Below are 18463 nucleotides of genomic sequence, written 5' to 3' on the forward strand. Positions count from 1 at the left end.
GCAAGCATGAAAGCAGCGAGCCGCGAAGCATTGCAGCGACTGTACACAGTTGTTGACGAGACCTCGTCTCAGTCGACTAATGCCGTGGAAGTAGACTCGCAGACCGGTTTAGAAATCTTCGAGGTCGTCGAAGCGATCGAAAGCGATCGGCCCTTGCGCGTTGCGCTTGCCAACAATGCAGCCCCTTCTGCACAACGAGTCACGTTAGCGGACGACGTGTTTTCCAAACACCTCGCTGCGAGCGCGTTGACTGTTGTGAAAAAAGCGGTTGAGCTGAGTTGGTCAAACCCACGCGACCTGCGGGTCGGTTTGGTTGCTGCAGCACGTCGCATCATTTTGCGCGGCGCGGAGAACAACAACCAACTTGAGCGCGTAGAACAAGAATTGTTTGCGTTGTCTCGCGTACTCCATCGGGAAGGCGAGCTTTCTATGCTGCTTTCCGATCGCCGTGTAGAAGTTTCGAAGCGACGCTCACTGCTTGCTCGACTCCTCGAAGGTAAGAACGTCACGATGTTTAGTGAAGCACTTGCGCTACAGGCAGTGGGTAGGATCGAAAAAGATCCCGCTAGCGATCTTGTGGCTCTCGCTGAACAAGCGGCAGAATTACGCGGGTACAGAATTGCTCGTGTGGTCAGTGCTGGAGACTTGACCAGCGAGCAGTCCGCGGCGCTCGCAGAGAAGCTTCACTCTATTTATGATCACCGGATGTCCATCCATAACGAGGTTGACACCAGCATCCTCGGTGGCGTGCGCATTCACGTTGGCAACGAAGTAATTGATGGTTCGACTAAAGCAAAGCTGGAGCGCATGCGCACGGCATTCGCAGCTGGTTAACCGTCGCACGTGCGTTGCCACGTACCGACGATCTTTGTTAAGTAATTGCTGAAAAACACAACCGAGAGCAGGAAGAACATGGCGGAGCTAACGATCTCCTCCGACGAGATCCGTAGCGCGATTGCGAACTACACCTCGAGCTATTCCGCGACGGCCTCCCGTGAGGAGGTCGGCGTGGTCATTTCGGCAGCCGACGGTATTGCCAACGTTTCTGGCCTACCGTCCGTGATGGCGAATGAGCTCCTGGAGTTTCCTGGCGGCGTTATTGGCGTCGCGCAGAACCTCGATACTGATTCCATTGGTGTCGTTGTTTTGGGTAACTTCGAATCACTGGCTGAAGGTGATGAGGTTAAGCGGACCGGAGAAGTACTGTCCATCCCAGTCGGCGAAGATTTTCTTGGCCGCGTAATTAACCCCCTGGGCCAACCAATCGACGGCCTAGGTGACATCAAATCTGATAAAGAGCGCGCGCTCGAGCTGCAGGCTGCCGGCGTCTTGGACCGTCAGCCGGTCGAAGAACCAATGCAGACTGGTATTAAAGCTATCGACGCGATGACTCCAATTGGCCGTGGTCAGCGTCAGCTGATCATTGGTGACCGCAAGACCGGTAAGACTGCCCTGTGTATCGACACCATCCTGAACCAGAAGGAAAACTGGGAGTCCGGCGACCCGGATAAGCAGGTTCGGTGTATCTACGTCGCAGTTGGTCAAAAGGGCACCACCATTGCCGGTGTTCGTCGCACACTGGAAGAGCACGGCGCTCTGGAATACACCACCATCGTTGCCGCACCAGCATCTGATGCTGCAGGCTTCAAGTGGTTGGCACCATTTTCCGGCGCTGCTTTGGGCCAGCAGTGGATGTACGAAGGTAAGCATGTTCTGGTCATTTACGATGACTTGACTAAGCAGGCCGAAGCTTATCGTGCGATTTCCCTGTTGCTGCGTCGTCCACCAGGACGCGAAGCCTACCCAGGCGACGTTTTCTATTTGCACTCCCGTCTGCTGGAGCGTGCTGCGAAGCTCAATGATGAACTTGGTGCTGGATCGATGACGGCTTTGCCGATTATCGAGACCAAGGCTAACGACGTCGGAGCCTTCATCCCGACCAACGTTATTTCCATTACCGACGGTCAGGTTTTCTTGCAGTCTGATCTGTTTAACCAGGGCGTGCGCCCAGCTATCGACGTGGGTATTTCTGTTTCTCGTGTCGGTGGTGCAGCACAAACCAAGGGTATGAAGAAGGTTGCTGGTAACCTGCGTCTGGACTTGGCCGCATACCGCGACCTCGAAGCATTCGCTACTTTCGCATCTGACCTCGATGCAGCTTCCAAGCAGCAGCTTGACCGCGGTCAACGCTTGGTTGAGCTTCTGAAGCAACCTGAGTCCAGCCCTCAAAACGTGGAGTACCAGATCGTTTCGATTTGGCTGGCTTCCGAAGGCGCCTTCGATAACGTTCCAGTGGAAGACACTCGTCGTTACGAAACAGATTTGCACGAATACCTGCAGGGTGAAGTTCCTGAGGTTTATGAGCAGATTCAAGGCGGCAAGCCACTGGACGATGATTCCAAGGAAGCTTTGCGTAACGCGAACGAAGAATTCGCTAAGGGTTTCCAGACCACCTCGGGTGAGCCTGTGATCGACAACCACGAGGAAGCTTTGGAAGAGTCCGAAGTGGAGAAGAACCAGCTCAACGTCTCCCGCAAGAGCGTCAAAAAGTAACTTGCTTAGTTACTGTGATTGCCTCGAGATAAGGAAAGAAGGGAGGGAAGGAAACCATGGCTACTCTTCGCGAATTACGCGACCGTATTCGGTCAGTGAACTCTACGAAGAAAATCACTAAAGCGCAGGAAATGATCGCCACGTCGCGCATCAACAAGGCCTTGGCACGCGTTGAAGAAGCTCAGCCTTATGCCGACGAGATGCAAGAGGTTATGGAGCGTTTGGCATCAGCAACAACGTTGGAACACCCAATGTTGCAGCCTCGCGAGAACGTGAAGACCGCTGCAGTATTGGTCATTACTTCGGATCGTGGCATGTGTGGTGGCTATAACTACAACGTGCTGAAGCGTGCCAACGAACTTGAGAAGCTTCTGGAGGAAAAAGGCTACGAGGTCAAGCGATATGTTGCCGGTGGAAAGGGAGTTGATTTCTACCAATTCCGTGGCGCCGACATCGCTGGACAGTGGACCGGTTTTTCCCAGGACCCAAGCATGGAAGCCACCCATGATATGCGCCAGCATCTTATTGAGGGGTTTCAGGCCAGCTCAGAGGGCACTGCGCCGTACCGCGACGGAGTTAACGTCGCCGAAAACGAGGACTTGTTCGGATTTGATTCAGTGCACGTTGTCCACACTGAGTTCGAGTCGATGCTCGTCCAAGAAGTCAATGTTCATCAATTGCTTCCCATTGAGCCTGTTTATCAGGACGAGGAAGTCATTGATCAGGACTTCAGTACCACGCATGGTGAAACCGAAGCACAGATGGAATTTGAGCCGGATCCAGAATCATTGCTGGAATCGCTGCTCCCGAAGTACGTGTCGCGTATCCTGTACGCAATGCTTCTGGAAGCATCGGCTGCTGAGTCTGCCGCGCGTCGTACGGCAATGAAAGCCGCGACGGACAATGCTACGGATTTGGTCAATGACCTGTCACGTGTTGCTAACCAGGCTCGTCAGGCACAGATTACCCAGGAAATCAACGAGATCGTCGGTGGCGCTGGTGCGCTTGCCGGCAGCGGAGAAAGTGACTAAATCATGACTACAGCTCTTGATGAGCAGAACACGCAGCAAGGTAGCGCGAACGCTACCGGCCGCGTCGTGCGCGTCACCGGTGCGGTCGTCGACGTGGAATTCCCGCGTGGAGCGATGCCTGCTCTGTACAACGCACTGACTGTCGAGGTCACCCTCGAGGCAGTCGCCAAGACCATCACGCTTGAGGTTGCACAGCACCTCGGCGATAACCTGATCCGTACCATTGCCTTGGCTCCGACCGACGGACTCGTCCGCGGCGCTGAGGTAACTGATACCGGTAGTCCAATCAGCGTTCCGGTTGGAGACGGCGTGAAGGGCCACGTGTTCAACGCACTCGGTGAGTGCTTGGACGAACCAGGTCTGGGCCGCGACGGCGAACAGTGGGGAATCCACCGCGATCCGCCACCATTCGACGAATTGGAAGGCAAAACCGAGATTCTGGAAACCGGAATCAAGGTCATTGACTTGTTGACCCCTTACGTGAAGGGCGGCAAGATCGGCCTGTTCGGCGGCGCTGGCGTCGGCAAGACCGTGCTGATTCAGGAAATGATAACCCGTATTGCCCGGAACTTCTCAGGCACCTCCGTGTTCGCCGGAGTCGGTGAGCGCACCCGTGAGGGGACTGACCTCTTCTTGGAAATGGATGAGATGGGCGTGTTGCAAGACACTGCGCTTGTCTTCGGTCAGATGGACGAACCGCCAGGGGTTCGTATGCGTGTTGCCCTATCCGGCCTGACCATGGCGGAATACTTCCGTGACGTCCAAAACCAGGACGTTCTGTTGTTCATTGACAACATTTTCCGCTTCACCCAGGCTGGTTCCGAGGTGTCGACCTTGCTGGGACGTATGCCATCCGCTGTGGGTTACCAACCAACCCTGGCCGATGAAATGGGCGTTCTGCAGGAGCGTATTACCTCGACTCGTGGTAAGTCGATTACCTCGCTGCAGGCTGTGTACGTTCCTGCCGACGACTACACTGACCCAGCCCCAGCGACGACATTCGCGCATCTGGATGCAACTACTGAGTTAGATCGTTCGATTGCTTCCAAGGGTATTTACCCAGCCGTGAACCCATTGTCGTCGACCTCTCGTATCCTTGAACCCGGCATCGTTGGTGAGCGTCACTATGCAATCGCCCAGCGCGTGATCAACATTTTGCAGAAGAACAAGGAACTGCAAGACATTATCGCCATCCTGGGTATGGACGAGCTGTCCGAAGAAGATAAGGTCACCGTTCAACGTGCCCGTCGTATTCAGCGTTTCTTGGGCCAGAACTTCTACGTTGCTGAGAAGTTCACAGGCCTGCCGGGTTCTACTGTTCCGCTAGAAGACACCATCGACGCTTTCGAGCGCATTTGTGATGGAGAGTTCGACCACTACCCAGAAATGGCCTTTGACGGTTTGGGAGGTCTCGACGATGTTGAGGAAAAGTACAAGAAGATGAACGAGAAGTAGGAAGTAGGCGACACACATGGCTGAATTCACCGTGGAACTCGTCGCGGTCGACCGTAAACTTTGGTCCGGCCAGGCCACCATGGTCACTGCTGAGACCACCGATGGTGAGCTCGGCGTGTTGCCTGGGCACCAACCCCTACTCGGCGAGTTGTTGGACAATGGTGTGGTTACCATTACTGGGTCCAACGGCGAACGTGTCGTCTTCGGTGTACAGGGCGGTTTCTTGTCCGTATCCAAGGACAAGGTGACCGTACTGGCCGATTGGGCGATTACCTCCGATGAGCTGGATTCTTCGGTTATCGAAGAATATGAAGATTCTGACGACGAGTATGTGCGCGCACATGGTGCAACTGCGCGACGCGCACAGCGCCGCATGGAGATGATTTAGGCTTCTCAGATCACTACGGTTTGCGCCCAGGCCTAACTATCATTGCTGGTTAGGTGGCTATAAACCCAGAAGAAAAGGCTCTTCTCGAAGATTTCGGGGAGAGCCTTTCTGCGTGCAGTTCTCACCTCCGTGTATTCGCGGAATCCTGGACGATCCTGGAGGTTCTGCCGTTTCCTTTCTTTCGCCGAGGGATCGTATGAAATTTCCCCAAACCGGTTTTCTGACAGTCGGTCGCAGCAGGTTCCTCGTGAATTGGTTGACATATTTCACAAATACGTCGGCAGGTACTAAAATAATCCCAAATCTCTTCTGTTGGTTAAGGTGGCAGCTTAATGCAGGATTTTATGGGTAGCTTTGTACCGTTTTGCGGACTACTAGCGCTGGTAATTGTCGCAGGATTGGCCGCATGGAAATTTTTCACGCTGCGATCTAAAGGAAACGCCGTTATCGCTCGTCGGCTCCCAGCGAAAGGGACGCATGGCTGGCGGCATGGCCGGGTTGTGTGCAATGGACAGCAGCTCAACATGTATAAACTTCGCTCCTTATCACCCTCAGCAGATGTGGTACTTGAACGCAAAGAATTGTCACTTCACCGTCAGCGTTCGGTCACAGATGCCGAGGGTTCTTTTATGTCTCCGCACTTGCAGGTGCTGGAGGTCTCGACGCCGGATGATCATTTTGAATTGGCTGTTGATAATTCTGCGGCCATGGCGATTACTTCTTGGTTGGAATCTGCACCAGATAGCCGACAAGAACGCACGGCGCCCAAGCCACAGCAATTGCGTAGATAATGCGCTGACTGTGCTGGGGTATTGTACCCTGCGCTAGGGTAGTGGGCATGCGTTTAGTGATTGCCCACTGTTCTGTCGATTATGTCGGCAGGTTGGATGCCCACTTGCCTGCTGCAGACCGTCTTATCATGGTTAAAGCTGATGGTTCCGTGTCGGTTCACGCGGATAATCGCGCTTATAAGCCGTTGAATTGGATGACCTCACCGTGCACGTTGACTGAATCCGCGATCACCGATATTGACGGTGACGAAACAGAAGAAAAAATATGGGTGGTAGAAAACCCGCAGGGTGAGCAACTGCGTATCACCCTTCATGCAGTCCACCATGACACGAACCACGAACTTGGGGAGGACCCGGGGCTGGTCAAAGACGGAGTCGAGGCGCATTTACAAGAGCTGCTTGCTGAGCACATTACGACGCTTGGCGACGGTTATTCATTGGTGAGACGGGAATACCCCACGGGAATCGGGCCGGTTGATATTCTGGCTCGCAACGCCGATGGTGAAACCGTTGCCGTGGAGATTAAGCGTCGTGGTGGTATTGATGGCGTAGAACAGCTCACGCGATATTTGGAACTGCTGAATCGAGACAGCTTGCTAGCACCAGTTCACGGAATTTTTGCGGCTCAGCAAATAAAAGAGCAAGCCAAAACTTTAGCCCGTGATCGCGGAATTAGATGTGTGACGTTGGATTATCAGCAACTGCGTGGCCTCGAGCCTAACGAGTTGCGGTTGTTTTAAATGGCTGCGAATAAACGACGCGGTGCTCACGGACATAGCCGGGGTGCGAAAGGAAAAGGCTGGGAAAGCACGCCGGGCACAGTATTCGCCTTCGAGCATTCCTTCCGATGGCGGATCGCTATTCGGAACCCAAGTGACAGAAGGCCCTAGCTGGGATTTCGGCAGACCTTATGAGTACCGGCAGATCGCGGCAGTTCGTGCCGTGAAATACTATGTGTGCCCTGGTTGTAACGTGGATATTCCTCCGGGTGTGGCGCACATTGTTGCATGGCCGCGCGATTCTGGTGGTCAGGGAGATGACCGCCGTCACTGGCATTCCCGTTGTTGGCAACAGCGTTAAGACTGTTGCCTGTAACATCGAGGATCACAGCTCGGTAGAAAGTTCATTCTCGTGATTCTCATCAGACGAAACAATGTCGGCATAACAGGTAGCCTAGGTCCTATGATTGTGGCTTTTTCTGTTGCACCCACGACCACGAATGAAACGGGAGAAATGTCAGAGGCGGTTGCCGAGGCGGTTCGGGTAGTACGTGAATCAGGCCTACCGAATGAGACGAATTCGATGTTTACCCTGTTGGAAGGCGACTGGGACGAGGTTTTTGACGTCGTGAAGAAAGCGACGGCTGCAGTGGAAGCAGTCTCGCCGCGGGTTTCGCTCGTGATCAAGGCTGATATTAGAAAAGGCGTAACCGACGGCCTTACCGCCAAAGTTGAGGCTGTCAACCGTCACCTTTCGTAAGAGCGTTTTGCATGAAATAACGTTGCGTTAATCGGAACCATAGAAAAACCAATCGCCAATGCTTTTCTAGGAGGGCACAACTTCGATGACTCATCCACAGCAACCAGGGCAGCCGCACCCCAGCGAGTCCCGTGTGGCCCAGCGACAAGGGCAGCCTGGCCACGAACCAGCTCGATTTGCTGCCTCAGCGGTAGATTTGGAGCAGCTAAAAAATCGCGCCCAGTCGGGGCCACAAACAGCTGGAGGTCAACAGCCTCAGTCTCGGAATTCTGGTGCCGCAAAACAGGCTGGCGATACTATCTCGGCGTATTTTGAGATTACTGATCAGAACTTTGAAACCGATGTGGTTCGGCGTTCGACTGAGGTGCCGGTTGTCGTGCTGCTGGGCACGTCCCGCGCGGCGGAATCTGATGAGATGAAGCGGAATTTTGAACAACTCGTCGTTGGCGCTGCCACACTGGGCAAAGTAGTTTTCGGTTATGTGGATGCTGATAAGAATCCTGCCATCGCACAGGCATTTCGCGCGGATGCGGTGCCTACGGTGGTCGCCTTGGGGCAAGGGCAGCCGTTGACACAGTTCCAAGGGGCTCAGCCAGCGGAGGTTTTACAGCAGTGGGTTGAGGCACTTATCCAGCAGGTTGGTCCAAAATTGTCTGGTCCTTCGCAGCCTATCGTTGATCCCGCACACACCGCGGGCAACGACGATAGTGCCGATGCGGGTCTTGATCCGCGTCATGATGCTGCCGAACAAGCACTTTCGGCGGGTGATTATGCGCAAGCTCGTGAGCATTACGACGCGATTCTGGCTGATGATCCAGCTGATCAACAAGCCAGTTTGGCACGCAAGACAGTCGAAGTTATCGAACGTTTCGCCCCCGCGAATCGCAGTGGTGACGCCGTGGTAGAGGCAGATGAGGATCCGAATGATGTCGACAAACAACTCGACGCAGCCGATGCGGAAGTTTTAGCTGGCGTGCCGGAGAAAGCTTTTGCCCGACTGATTTCCACGATGACAACCACAGCTGGTGATGATAAAGACCGTCTGCGTACCCGCGTGATTTCTTTGTTTGAGTTGTTTGATCCAGCAGACCCCCGCGTGCAACAGGCACGTTCTGAACTAGCGAGTGCGTTGTTCTAAATGGTCGGTTTCGACGCTTCGCCACGACGAAGCCCGGGAATTTTCGGCGCTGGTGGTCTTGGGCCCTGCGGTTGTGCCACTACGTAGCACCGTCGGTAAACGAGTGCTTTAAGCTAGTAGGTGAGACCTCCCGAAGACCAACGTTGGCGGGGGACAGAGCCGTTAATCCGTTTATCCTATCTAGGGCTTGAAAACAATCGGTTTTGTCTGCATAGCGTGAGTAACGTCAAGAAAGAGACGATTGAGATTATGACTTCTACGTCCGGAGCCACAGAGCCTACTACCAGTGAGGATTTGCTCATTGATTTCCGCGATGTCGCCCTGCGGCGTGGCGGCAATACGTTGGTTGGGCCGGTTAATTGGCAGGTCGAGTTAGACGAGCGCTGGGTAATCATTGGGCCGAATGGCGCCGGAAAGACCTCGTTGGTACGTATGGCGTCGGCGGAGGAGTTCCCGTCAGCGGGCACAGCGTTTGTCATGGGGGAAAAATTTGGTGCCGCCAATATGCGCGATGTCCGAGCGATGGTCGGCATTTCTTCTGCAGCGTTAGCGAATCGGATCCCGGCTGGTGAGCGTGTCGACGACCTGGTGGTTTCGGCTGGATATGCGGTCTTGGGGCGTTGGCGCGAAGACTATGACTCGCTCGATTTCGAGCGGGCGTACGATATTTTGGATCAAGTGGGTGCGTTTCACCTGATGGAACGCACTTGGGGCACGCTGTCGGAGGGAGAACGTAAGCGTGTGCTGCTGGCCCGTGCGTTGATGACCGACCCGGAGTTGTTGATTCTCGATGAGCCATCAGCCGGAATGGATTTGGGCGGACGCGAGGATCTCGTTGGCTATTTGGGGGATCTGGCGTTGGACCCGGATGCACCAGCGATTGTGATGATTACTCACCATGTGGAAGAGATTCCGGAGGGCTTTACCCACGCATTGTTGTTGGATGAGGGAGAGGTGGTCGCTCAAGGTTTGCTTGACGACGTTTTGACCTCGGAAAATCTGACGAAGGCGTTCCATCAGCCGATTCAGGTTGACCGGTTGGGTTCGCGCTTTTTTGCCCGGCGTGCTCGCCGGGGCCGTGGTTCACACCGCGCAGGCTAGTAGCAGCGAGGTGAGACAATAATGCCGGAATTTCCTGCGCATTCGCAGTTTCATTGCCAGCATCAATCCGATCAGGTGGATGCTATCAACCCGGAAGATATGACGGGTTATCAGGGTGCCCGCCTAGCTGCCACCGTGTTATTGGTCCGTGATGGCGTGCAGGGCCTTGAGGTATTTGCGCAAGAGCGCGTGTCCACGATGCGGAATTTCCCAGGAATCACGGTTTTTCCGGGCGGTGGGGTGGATCGCCGCGATTTCCCTGCCCGATCGTGGAATTCCGGTGATCATTGGTGTGGTCCGTCGGCGGTGTCGTTGGCGCGGCGGATGGAGACCAATAAATATAAGGCACATGCGCTGGTTTTTGCTGCGGTCCGTGAGTTATTTGAAGAATCCGGAGCGTTGTTGGCGGTGCATGGCGACGGTGCCCCGATCGCGAATGTGGCTCCGTATGATTATGCGCGGCGCCGCTTGGAATCACACGAGATCGCGTTGTCGGATCTCATGCAGGAGCACGATCTCAAAGTGCGTTCGGATTTGCTGCTTCCGTGGGCTCGTTGGGTTGGAAAGTCGGATCGTACGCAGTTGTGGTTCGATACGTTTTCCTTTGTCGCGCGTGTGCCGGATGGGCAATGCCCGGCACCAGACCCGGGCGGGGAAGCTGAGGACGCGAATTGGTTTTCTCCACAGTTGCTTCTCGACGGCTGGCGGGCAGGTTTGGTGCGGTTTGTCTTGCCGACGTGGGCGCAGCTGCGCAAACTTGCTGATTGCGCAACGGTGACTGATGTGATGCAGATGGCACGCGATTCCGTTATTCATCCCATCGTCGGGAAAGGTTGGCAGGACTCAGCGTATCGTGAATTCTTGGAGTACCAGCCGGAAGATCGTATAGGCAGGATCATATGAGAAGGCATGAATCTAAAACTGCCCTGATCTGTCTAGAAATACTAGACCAAGTGGTACAGTTGCATTCGGTAGAATGACACAATGACACACCGTGACAAACGGCATAAACGAAATACATAACGTGTGCCTTCGATTTGTTGACGCACGAAACAGCAAAGAAAGGTAGGTGGCAGAAAATGCCCACTATCGTGGTTTTGGTGAAGACTGTGCCGGATACCTGGTCCACGAAAACCCTACGTGATGATGCCCGCTTGGATCGGGAATCCGTCGATGTGATTATCGATGAGATTAACGAATTTTCGGTGGAACAAGCGCTGCGCATTCGGGAGGAAGCGGGCAAGCAGGGTACTGAGTACCAGGTGATTGCGTTGAGCATGGGCCCTGCGCACCACGAGGATGCCCTGCGGAAAGCCATCGCGATGGGTGCCGACGATGCCGTGCACGTGAGCGATGAGGCGTTGGGTGGTAGTGATGCGTTAGGAACCGCATTTGCCCTACACTGCGCCTTGGAGTCGATCGATGACGTGCAGTTGATTATTGGCGGTAATTATTCCTCTGATGGTTCCACCGGTACGGTGCCAGGGTTGGTGGCAGAATTCCAGGAGATTCCAGCGTTGACCGCGGTCCATGAGCTTACTGTCGACGGTGGAACCGTGTCCGCAACCCGCGAGAATAACCGTGGTACCTGGCAGCTCTCGGCGAATCTTCCTGCCTTGGTTACTGTGACAGATAAATCCGCAAGCCCACGTTTCCCGAAGTTTAAAGGTTTGCGCCAAGCCAAAAAGCACGAGATTACCACCGTCGACATTGCGGGTATTGGCTTGGACGCGGATATGGTTGGCGCCGACAATGCGACCACGCGGGTACTCCAGCATAAAAAGCGCCCACCGCGAACCGCCGGTGCTGTGATTGATTCCGGTAGCCCGGAAGAGCAGGCCCGTAAGATTGCCGACTACTTGGCCGAAAACAACCTTATTTAACGACGCCACTGAGGGAGTATTACTGCTATGTCACACGTGTATGTGCTGGTAGAACACGAAAATGGTCAGATTAGCTCGGTAACGCAGGAACTGTTTACCGCAGCTCGTGCGCTGGGATCGGTACGCGCAGTTGCAGTGGGTGCGCCGGGCAGTTGCGATAGGCTTGCCGACGAACTGGCCAGCGCCGGTGCAGAAAAGATTTATTGTGCGGAAGTCGCAGATTATGACCAGCGATTGGTTATGCCTGAGGTGGAAGCGCTGAGTGCACTTGCTGCAGCGGACCCGGCGCCGATCGTGGTTTCCGCTAATTCTGCGGGCAACGAAATCGTCGGCCGGTTGGGTGCGCGCCTGGCTTCGGGGATTCTTGCCGACGTCGTCGGAATCAATGCCGATGGTTCCGCCGTGCATTCGATTTTCGGCGGTTCGATTGAGGTGCTCGCCCAAGCCGACGGTGATTGTCCGCTTTATAGCCTACGCCCGGGTGCTGTCGACGCCGAGGCTAGCCCGGTGAAGGGTGCGGGCATCGTCGAGAAGTTCTCGGTGGATGGTGCTGCCGACAATGAGGTTCGCGTGGAATCGTTCACTCCGGCTGTCAAGGGGGATCGCCCAGATCTGCTGCAGGCGAAAAACATTGTCGCCGGTGGCCGGGGCGTCGGTTCTGCGGAGAATTTCGCCGAAGTCATAGAGCCGCTTGCCGATAGCTTGGGTGCTGCGGTGGGTGCTACCCGTGATGCCGTCGATGATGGTATGTACGCGCCAGCCCACCAGATTGGCCAGACGGGTGTGACTGTGAGCCCGAAGCTGTATATCGGTGTTGGTATTTCCGGTGCGATTCAACACCTGGTGGGTATGCAGACCGCGGAGCACATCATCGTAGTCAACCAGGATGCTGACGAGCCGTTCTTTAGCGTCGCCGATTTGGGCGTGGTGGGCGATTTGCACGAGATCGCACCGGCTTTGACCGCGGAATTGCAAGCGCGCGCAGGCAGCTAATACTCACATGGCGCTGGCACGCGTTGAGCTAGCAGCTAGGCTGGTGTCTATGACTTATCTCGATCATGCTGCCACCACCCCCATGCGTCAATCAGCGATTGATGCGTGGGTGGAAGCCTCCGGTGCATTGAACCCGAATGGCCAGTATGCGGCAGGCCGAAAGGCCCGCAGCGTGCTGGATTTAGCCCGCGAGACCGTCGCGGAGCTTTTGGGTTGCGAGCCCATCGAGGTGATTTTCACTGCTTCCGGAACGGAGTCAGACAATATCGCACTGCAGGGGCTGTATGCGGCGAGTGAGTCCAATCGGATAATCGTCCCGGCCGCGGAACACTCGGCGGTTCGCGATGTCGCTGGCATGCTTGCGGGCCGCGGGGCGCAGGTCGTTGATCTACCGGTCGACGGTGCTGCCCGGGTGTGTGATCTTTCGCCGTTAGATACTCCGGCTGCTCTAGCGACGTGTATGTATGCCAATAACGAGATCGGCAGCATTCAACCAATTGCAGAAATTACCCAGCGCGCGGCAGCAGTGGGTACTCCGGTCCATGTCGACGCAGTCCAAGCTGTCGGCAAGCTGCCGATTAATTTCCATGAGTTGCAGGCAACGACTCTTGCGGCTAGCGGTCACAAATTCGGTGGCCCGCGTGGCACTGGTCTGTTGCTGGCTCAGCGCACTCCAGCGCCGAAACCGGTGTATTTCGGCGGCGGCCAAGAACGTGGGATTCGTCCGGGAACAGTCAACGTAGCTGGCGCCGTGGGTTTGGCGGCGGCGTTGCAGGAATCATTGCGGGAATCCGAACGCGAAGCGGCCCGTCTGGCGCGCCTGCGCGACAAGCTACGCACGTTTATCACTACGCGCATCGATGATGTGGTGGTTAATACGACTGAGCCTGCTTTGCCGACGCATCTGCATGTGTCTTTCTTGGGCACCGATGGGGATAGCCTGATTATGCTCCTGGATCGCGCGGGGATTGCGATTTCGACTGGTTCGGCGTGCGCGGCTGGAGTGAACCGCGTAAGCCATGTACTTGAGGCGATGGGCGCAGATGACGCCCGCACCCGCGGCGCACTGCGGTTTAGCCTGGGGTATACCACGACCGAAGACGACATTGATGCTGTTTGCCAGCAGCTACCGGAGATTATCGAAACAGCGCGCAAGGTCTCTGAGCTCTAACCTGCTATTCTCGTGACCAGTTCTTGGTTTGCTCAGCATCGAGGTACTGCGCGGGGACTGCCCCACGCAGTAGCACGCTGCGTAATTGGTCAGCAGCCGGGGTGTCTGCCTGTGGCAGCTGTGCATCTGTAGCCAATAGCACCATATTGCCCCCACTGCGCCCCTGTAGGGTTCCTGCATCACTGATCACAGCCACCTCCGCGAAGATCTCCTGCAATCGCGCAACCTCTGTGCGTGCGTCGTGGATCCCACTGCGCGCACCACAGTTGGCCAGATATAGCCCGCCGGGGGTCAGAGCCTGATAAACCTGCTGTGCAAACTCAGTGGTGGTGAGCGTCGACGGTGTGCTATCGCCGGAAAATACATCGCGGATGACGATATCGCGGCTTTCTGGGGCAAAACTTGCTGTGACTTCTGCAGCATCGCCGGGCCGGACTTTTACTGTTGGTGAGCGCGGAATATCGAACCAATCGCGTACGTATTCGCCTAACCGGGCGTCGAGTTCTACCACGGTATGCCGGGATTGCGGCCAGCGCCATGCTAGATAGCGCGCCATGGAACAGCCAGCCCCGCCGAGGTGGGTGACTCGGAGGCGGTTGGTATCCCACCCGTGCTTGCCAAGAAATTTCTCGATGGCCGCGGCAAACCAACGCATGTAGGCGAAGTCCAAATATTCAGGTTCGCCGACAACGATGTGCGAGCTGGGAACTCCATTGACGTAGAGGTAAAAGCCATTGTCGCGGAAGGCATCGGGCTTGATTTCTGCATGCCCGGTGTTGATCACGTACTGCCCGATGATGGAGGCAGTATCCCGCACCTGATTTTGTGCCCGCTTGCGTCCCATAGCGCGCTATTTTACGGGGCTTGTCGACGTTCGAGCCAAGCCCGGCTTTGACACTGGGCTTACACTATGAAACATGCGAGTTTTGGTAGCAATGTCCGGCGGCGTCGACTCTTCAGTGGCAGCCGCACGCGCGGTCGAGGCAGGCCACGATGTGGTTGGCGTTCATTTGGCTCTGCATCAAGACGCGCAGCAAACCCGAGAAAAAGCCCGCGGTTGCTGCTCGTTGGAAGATGCTGCTGATGCCCGTCGCATTTGTGACAAGCTGGGCATTCCGTACTACGTCTGGGATTTTTCCGAACGATTTAAGGAAGAAGTCATTGATGATTTCGTGGATTCCTACGCGATCGGTGAAACCCCGAACCCATGCTTGCGCTGTAATGAGAAAATCAAGTTCCGCGCGCTGTTGGAAAAGGGCATGGCCTTAGGCTTTGATGCTGTTGCCACCGGACATTATGCCACTATCGACGATGATGGTTATATGCGCCGTTCACCGGACCAGAACAAAGACCAGTCCTATGTCTTGGGCGTAATCAGCGCTGATGAATTGGCACACTGCATGTTCCCGGTTGGTGATACGCCGAAGCCGCAGATCAGAGAAGAAGCAGCCCGCCACGGTTTTTCTACAGCGTCCAAGCCGGATTCCTACGATATTTGCTTCATCCCGGACGGGAAAACACAGGCATTTTTGGGCCGTTCGATCGGCATGCGCCCGGGCATGATCGTCGACAAGAATTCTGGCGAACGGCTGAAAGAGCATGACGGCGCTTGGAATTATACGATTGGCCAGCGCAAGGGGCTGGATATTAAAACTCCGGCCTCGGATGGCCGCCCGCGCTATGTCACCGATATTGATGCTGAAACGGGCACGGTTCTGGTGGGCTCGAAAGAAGACTTACGCATTCACACCATCGGTGCAGACCGGCTGAAATTCCTGCATCCAGCGATGGATGGTGAGCTGGAGTGCTTGGTACAGGTGCGCGCGCATGGTTCTGTGGTGCCGTGTCGCGCGGTGATTGACCGTGAGGCCGATTTCATGCGCCTGGAGTTGCACGAGTCTTTGTCCGGTGTAGCGCGTGGCCAGGCAGCCGTGCTGTATTTACCGACTGATGATGGCTTGGGCGATATCGTGTTGGGCTCGGGCACAATTTGTGACACGGCCGCCTAGGGTCGTTTCACACTGTGGCAGCGTTTGATAAGTATTCCATGAAGCAGATGAATCGAACGGGGTATTTGGGGCTTGGCCCGCTGGCTGGCACCTCGATGGAGGTAGCGGGGGATATGGTCATTAGCGAATTCGGTGATCGTCTGCATCTGCCGCAGCTGCCACAGCGTGGCTTGGGTTCTGATGCGGTGGGCTATACTGCCGCGTTGTTGGAATCGCTGAGCGTGGATCGGGGAGCGCGCCGTTGGCAATTGCAAGTTCGTCCGCAGCGGTGGTCGTGGTTTCTTCGCGATCTGCGGGCGCGTGATGCGGATGTGCTTGAAGAGACCTGGCAGCACCCAGGCGGGGTGATCAAGGTACAGGTTATGGGGCCGGTGAGTTTGGCTAGCCAAATAGAGATGGCTGACGGCCACCGAGTGTTGCGCGATCGTTCCGCGTTATTTGATCTTGCCGACGCTTTGGCTGTTGGCCTTTCCAATTTTCGCGCAGATATCGCCCGGAGGTTTTCTGCTACCACCGTGCTCCAGCTCGATGAGCCGTATTTAGCCCACTGTGTGCGTGGTGCTATTCCCGGTGCTACCGACTATCACCAGATCGCCCCACTTGCCTCCGATGATGCTACGGCGTTGCTGGCACGGTGCGCGGGCGGGGCGGTGGATTATCTCAATATCTCGGATGCCGATCACGGTCCACTGCGCCACGTGATCGCTCAGGTATCTCGCGAACACCGTGACCAGGCTAGCGACAGCGCGGCCGCTGGTGGGGTTCGTGAAATCATCGTGGACCAACGCTGTGTGACTGGCACCGCGAAGCTGGATCAGCTCGCGGAGTTGCTGGAATCTGGCATGCGGGTGGGGCTGGCAAGCGTACCGGCAGACATGGTCTGGGATGAGCGGGAAGAAAATCCCCGTAGGCAAGCGATTTCTGTTGCGCGTTTGCTCGATACCCTTGGTATTGATCGGGTTACTGGTGCAGGCATGCTCGATATCTGCCCACAACCCGGGTTACCGGGAGATAACACCCTGGATTGCGCACGTACCTACCGGCTCACCGCAGAAATCGCGCGAATGCTTGCCGACGATAGCGGTGACCTGTAGCTGCGCGCTGTCGATTTTAATTGCGCGTTGTTGCTGATTCTTTCTCAGCACGAGCCCCTGCGCCGACGCCCATCGACTGGCGTTCCAGCATGTGGTAGACGATAAGCGTGGCCGACGCTGCCATCAGCGCAGCTAGGCCCCACCAGACCCAGATGGGTACCACGGAATTCCAGGCGACGACGTAAGCAATGAACATCGTCAATCCGAGATTGATCAGCAAGTTGATGATTTGGATGGAGACGGCGCCCGTTTTCTCCCGTGCTTTCCAGGCGGCAAAGCCCCAGTTGAAAATCAGCAAAAATACCAGGATGAGGTTAATAATTGCGGACATTATTGCACTTCCTCTCCTGCGAGCTGTAGTCCGATTTGTTCCACACCACGCGGGGTATTACCTGCGACAAAAGCGGCGCGACCAGTTTCTGGGGCGATGACCAGCATGCTGGAATAGCCGCCGGTTTGCCCGTTGTGCCACCCTGCGGTGTTGTTTTTGTTGTTGTCGCTGTGTTTGTTGTCGCTGTCGCTATCTTGTGCCGAAGTGGTGCGGGCCCAGCCGTAATCCGGTAGCCCTTTGTCCAGGAGGTATTCGGCGAATCGCGCCATATCGGTGGCGGTGGAGCGCACCATGCCCGCGGGTGCGTAACCTTCCGTTACCCATGGCTGGGCGTGCCGCCCATTGTTGAGTAACCCGGCTGGTTCATCGTAGGGAAGTGGTTCATCGGCGACGAAAGTATTGTGCATGCCTAATGGCTGGAGTAGCACATCGTGGAGCATCTCGCCGTAGGTGGTGTCGGCGTTTTCTGCTAGTGCCCAGCCGAGTAGCGCGAAACCGAGGTTTGAGTATTGTTCTTCCCCGCGGTTTTCTAATTCTTCGATGCCATTGGCGGCAGCAACAACGTCGTCACGCCCAATGCCGTCGTAGGGGTTGGTACCGAATACAGAAAAGCCCAGGTTAGCCGTAAACCCGACGCCCGCCAGCCGGGGCAGCCCGCCGGTATGGTTAACGGCTTCTTCTAGCGTCACCGATGCCACTGGATCGGCGAGCTCGTCGATCAGTTCGCCCAGTGTGGTTTCTAATTTCACCGCGCCGTTGTCGATTTCGTGACGCACTAGTTCAGCCGTCAACATCTTCGTGACCGAACCAATTTCCATCTCGGTCTCGTTATCAGCGCCCCAGCCTGCGTAGTTGGTGACACCGTCCTCGATGGTCATAGCCGCAAGCTGGTTGTGGCCGGGAACGGACAGCTCAGCCAATGTGGTAGCTAGCTGTTCATCGCCGGTTGCGTGGTTCGCAAGTGCAATACGTTGCGGGCCCAGCATAATGGCGCCTGCCAGCACTGCCGCCCCGACAATGAGCGCCGTCGCGAGTGATTTTTTCAT

Annotated in this window: 20 protein-coding genes; 17 read left to right on the forward strand and 3 right to left on the reverse strand. The window is 55.8% G+C overall.

Going from position 1 to position 18463, the window contains the following annotated elements:
- Positions 1–6 precede the first annotated feature (6 nt).
- The 15 genes from QP888_RS05940 to QP888_RS06010 all read left to right on the forward strand — a co-directional run bounded on the left by QP888_RS05940 (position 7) and on the right by QP888_RS06010 (position 13983).
- On the forward strand, positions 7–834 hold the full coding sequence (locus tag QP888_RS05940; RefSeq protein WP_284812575.1) for a F0F1 ATP synthase subunit delta: 828 nt from the start codon (positions 7–9) through the stop codon (positions 832–834).
- A gap of 45 nt (positions 835–879) precedes the next feature.
- The gene (gene atpA, locus QP888_RS05945; RefSeq protein ID WP_284812576.1) at positions 880–2553 is read left to right on the forward strand and encodes a F0F1 ATP synthase subunit alpha; all 1674 of its coding nucleotides are present in this window, start codon (positions 880–882) and stop codon (positions 2551–2553) included.
- Between the two features lie 56 nt (positions 2554–2609).
- Positions 2610–3584 (forward strand): F0F1 ATP synthase subunit gamma, encoded by a 975-nt coding sequence (locus tag QP888_RS05950; RefSeq protein ID WP_284812577.1) that lies wholly within the window; start codon positions 2610–2612, stop codon positions 3582–3584.
- A gap of 3 nt (positions 3585–3587) precedes the next feature.
- Positions 3588–5039, forward strand: a complete 1452-nt coding sequence (atpD, locus tag QP888_RS05955; protein ID WP_284812578.1) for a F0F1 ATP synthase subunit beta — start codon at positions 3588–3590, stop codon at positions 5037–5039.
- Between the two features lie 16 nt (positions 5040–5055).
- Positions 5056–5427, forward strand: coding sequence for a F0F1 ATP synthase subunit epsilon (locus QP888_RS05960; protein ID WP_284812579.1), 372 nt, complete (start codon positions 5056–5058; stop codon positions 5425–5427).
- Positions 5428–5771: 344 nt separating this feature from the next.
- Positions 5772–6218: a DUF2550 domain-containing protein gene (locus QP888_RS05965; RefSeq protein ID WP_284812673.1), complete on the forward strand. Its 447-nt coding sequence runs from the start codon at positions 5772–5774 to the stop codon at positions 6216–6218.
- A gap of 47 nt (positions 6219–6265) precedes the next feature.
- Positions 6266–6958 carry an endonuclease NucS gene (nucS, locus tag QP888_RS05970; protein ID WP_284812580.1) on the forward strand — a complete coding sequence of 231 codons (693 nt, stop codon included), beginning with the start codon at positions 6266–6268 and terminating at the stop codon, positions 6956–6958.
- A gap of 43 nt (positions 6959–7001) precedes the next feature.
- Entirely contained in the window at positions 7002–7298 is a 297-nt protein-coding gene (locus QP888_RS05975) for an Rv1322 family protein (protein WP_284812581.1), read from the forward strand.
- A gap of 102 nt (positions 7299–7400) precedes the next feature.
- The gene (locus QP888_RS05980; protein WP_284812582.1) at positions 7401–7697 is read left to right on the forward strand and encodes an MTH1187 family thiamine-binding protein; all 297 of its coding nucleotides are present in this window, start codon (positions 7401–7403) and stop codon (positions 7695–7697) included.
- 85 nt (positions 7698–7782) lie between these two features.
- Positions 7783–8835 carry a tetratricopeptide repeat protein gene (locus tag QP888_RS05985; protein ID WP_284812583.1) on the forward strand — a complete coding sequence of 351 codons (1053 nt, stop codon included), beginning with the start codon at positions 7783–7785 and terminating at the stop codon, positions 8833–8835.
- Positions 8836–9084: 249 nt separating this feature from the next.
- Positions 9085–9936 (forward strand): ABC transporter ATP-binding protein, encoded by an 852-nt coding sequence (locus QP888_RS05990; protein WP_284812674.1) that lies wholly within the window; start codon positions 9085–9087, stop codon positions 9934–9936.
- Positions 9937–9957: 21 nt separating this feature from the next.
- Positions 9958–10839, forward strand: coding sequence for an NUDIX hydrolase (locus QP888_RS05995; RefSeq protein ID WP_284812584.1), 882 nt, complete (start codon positions 9958–9960; stop codon positions 10837–10839).
- A 176-nt stretch (positions 10840–11015) separates the two neighbouring features.
- Positions 11016–11819, forward strand: coding sequence for an electron transfer flavoprotein subunit beta/FixA family protein (locus QP888_RS06000; RefSeq protein WP_284812585.1), 804 nt, complete (start codon positions 11016–11018; stop codon positions 11817–11819).
- A gap of 27 nt (positions 11820–11846) precedes the next feature.
- Entirely contained in the window at positions 11847–12812 is a 966-nt protein-coding gene (locus tag QP888_RS06005) for an electron transfer flavoprotein subunit alpha/FixB family protein (protein ID WP_284812586.1), read from the forward strand.
- Between the two features lie 49 nt (positions 12813–12861).
- Complete coding sequence (locus QP888_RS06010; RefSeq protein ID WP_284812587.1) at positions 12862–13983, forward strand: cysteine desulfurase family protein; 1122 nt, start codon at positions 12862–12864, stop codon at positions 13981–13983.
- Between the two features lie 4 nt (positions 13984–13987).
- Here the strand turns inward: QP888_RS06010 and QP888_RS06015 are convergent, their stop codons facing one another.
- On the reverse strand, positions 13988–14827 hold the full coding sequence (locus QP888_RS06015; protein ID WP_284812588.1) for a spermidine synthase: 840 nt from the start codon (positions 14825–14827) through the stop codon (positions 13988–13990).
- 73 nt (positions 14828–14900) lie between these two features.
- On the opposite strand from QP888_RS06015, the gene mnmA reads away from it, so the two are divergent.
- Together mnmA and QP888_RS06025 are read left to right on the forward strand one after the other, a co-directional pair.
- Positions 14901–15992, forward strand: a complete 1092-nt coding sequence (mnmA, locus tag QP888_RS06020) for a tRNA 2-thiouridine(34) synthase MnmA (protein WP_284812589.1) — start codon at positions 14901–14903, stop codon at positions 15990–15992.
- Positions 15993–16030: 38 nt separating this feature from the next.
- Positions 16031–17086 (forward strand): uroporphyrinogen decarboxylase/cobalamine-independent methonine synthase family protein, encoded by a 1056-nt coding sequence (locus QP888_RS06025; RefSeq protein ID WP_284812590.1) that lies wholly within the window; start codon positions 16031–16033, stop codon positions 17084–17086.
- Positions 17087–17102: 16 nt separating this feature from the next.
- Here QP888_RS06025 and QP888_RS06030 read toward each other — a convergent pair whose 3' ends face one another.
- Together QP888_RS06030 and QP888_RS06035 are read right to left on the reverse strand one after the other, a co-directional pair.
- Entirely contained in the window at positions 17103–17417 is a 315-nt protein-coding gene (locus QP888_RS06030) for a hypothetical protein (RefSeq protein ID WP_284812591.1), read from the reverse strand.
- Positions 17417–18463: a serine hydrolase domain-containing protein gene (locus tag QP888_RS06035; protein ID WP_284812592.1), complete on the reverse strand. Its 1047-nt coding sequence runs from the start codon at positions 18461–18463 to the stop codon at positions 17417–17419. The genes QP888_RS06030 and QP888_RS06035 overlap by 1 nt, the downstream gene beginning before the upstream one ends.

Source organism: Corynebacterium sp. MSK297 (assembly GCF_030232885.1).
Classification (GTDB): Bacteria; Actinomycetota; Actinomycetes; order Mycobacteriales; family Mycobacteriaceae; genus Corynebacterium.

What these genes read in the sequence shown, in the direction of transcription:
- QP888_RS06010 (WP_284812587.1), top strand. Translation starts at nt 12,862, where the DNA reads ATGACTTATCTCGATCATGCTGCCACCACCCCCATGCGTCAATCAGCG.
- QP888_RS05960 (WP_284812579.1), top strand. Translation starts at nt 5,056, where the DNA reads ATGGCTGAATTCACCGTGGAACTCGTCGCGGTCGACCGTAAACTTTGG.
- QP888_RS05980 (WP_284812582.1), top strand. Translation starts at nt 7,401, where the DNA reads ATGATTGTGGCTTTTTCTGTTGCACCCACGACCACGAATGAAACGGGA.
- QP888_RS06000 (WP_284812585.1), top strand. Translation starts at nt 11,016, where the DNA reads ATGCCCACTATCGTGGTTTTGGTGAAGACTGTGCCGGATACCTGGTCC.
- mnmA (WP_284812589.1), top strand. Translation starts at nt 14,901, where the DNA reads ATGCGAGTTTTGGTAGCAATGTCCGGCGGCGTCGACTCTTCAGTGGCA.
- nucS (WP_284812580.1), top strand. Translation starts at nt 6,266, where the DNA reads ATGCGTTTAGTGATTGCCCACTGTTCTGTCGATTATGTCGGCAGGTTG.
- QP888_RS06035 (WP_284812592.1), bottom strand. Translation starts at nt 18,463, where the DNA reads ATGAAAAAATCACTCGCGACGGCGCTCATTGTCGGGGCGGCAGTGCTG.
- atpD (WP_284812578.1), top strand. Translation starts at nt 3,588, where the DNA reads ATGACTACAGCTCTTGATGAGCAGAACACGCAGCAAGGTAGCGCGAAC.
- QP888_RS06005 (WP_284812586.1), top strand. Translation starts at nt 11,847, where the DNA reads ATGTCACACGTGTATGTGCTGGTAGAACACGAAAATGGTCAGATTAGC.
- QP888_RS06030 (WP_284812591.1), bottom strand. Translation starts at nt 17,417, where the DNA reads ATGTCCGCAATTATTAACCTCATCCTGGTATTTTTGCTGATTTTCAAC.
- QP888_RS05995 (WP_284812584.1), top strand. Translation starts at nt 9,958, where the DNA reads ATGCCGGAATTTCCTGCGCATTCGCAGTTTCATTGCCAGCATCAATCC.
- QP888_RS06015 (WP_284812588.1), bottom strand. Translation starts at nt 14,827, where the DNA reads ATGGGACGCAAGCGGGCACAAAATCAGGTGCGGGATACTGCCTCCATC.
- QP888_RS05990 (WP_284812674.1), top strand. Translation starts at nt 9,085, where the DNA reads ATGACTTCTACGTCCGGAGCCACAGAGCCTACTACCAGTGAGGATTTG.
- QP888_RS05965 (WP_284812673.1), top strand. Translation starts at nt 5,772, where the DNA reads ATGGGTAGCTTTGTACCGTTTTGCGGACTACTAGCGCTGGTAATTGTC.
- QP888_RS06025 (WP_284812590.1), top strand. Translation starts at nt 16,031, where the DNA reads ATGAAGCAGATGAATCGAACGGGGTATTTGGGGCTTGGCCCGCTGGCT.
- QP888_RS05985 (WP_284812583.1), top strand. Translation starts at nt 7,783, where the DNA reads ATGACTCATCCACAGCAACCAGGGCAGCCGCACCCCAGCGAGTCCCGT.
- QP888_RS05950 (WP_284812577.1), top strand. Translation starts at nt 2,610, where the DNA reads ATGGCTACTCTTCGCGAATTACGCGACCGTATTCGGTCAGTGAACTCT.
- QP888_RS05940 (WP_284812575.1), top strand. Translation starts at nt 7, where the DNA reads ATGAAAGCAGCGAGCCGCGAAGCATTGCAGCGACTGTACACAGTTGTT.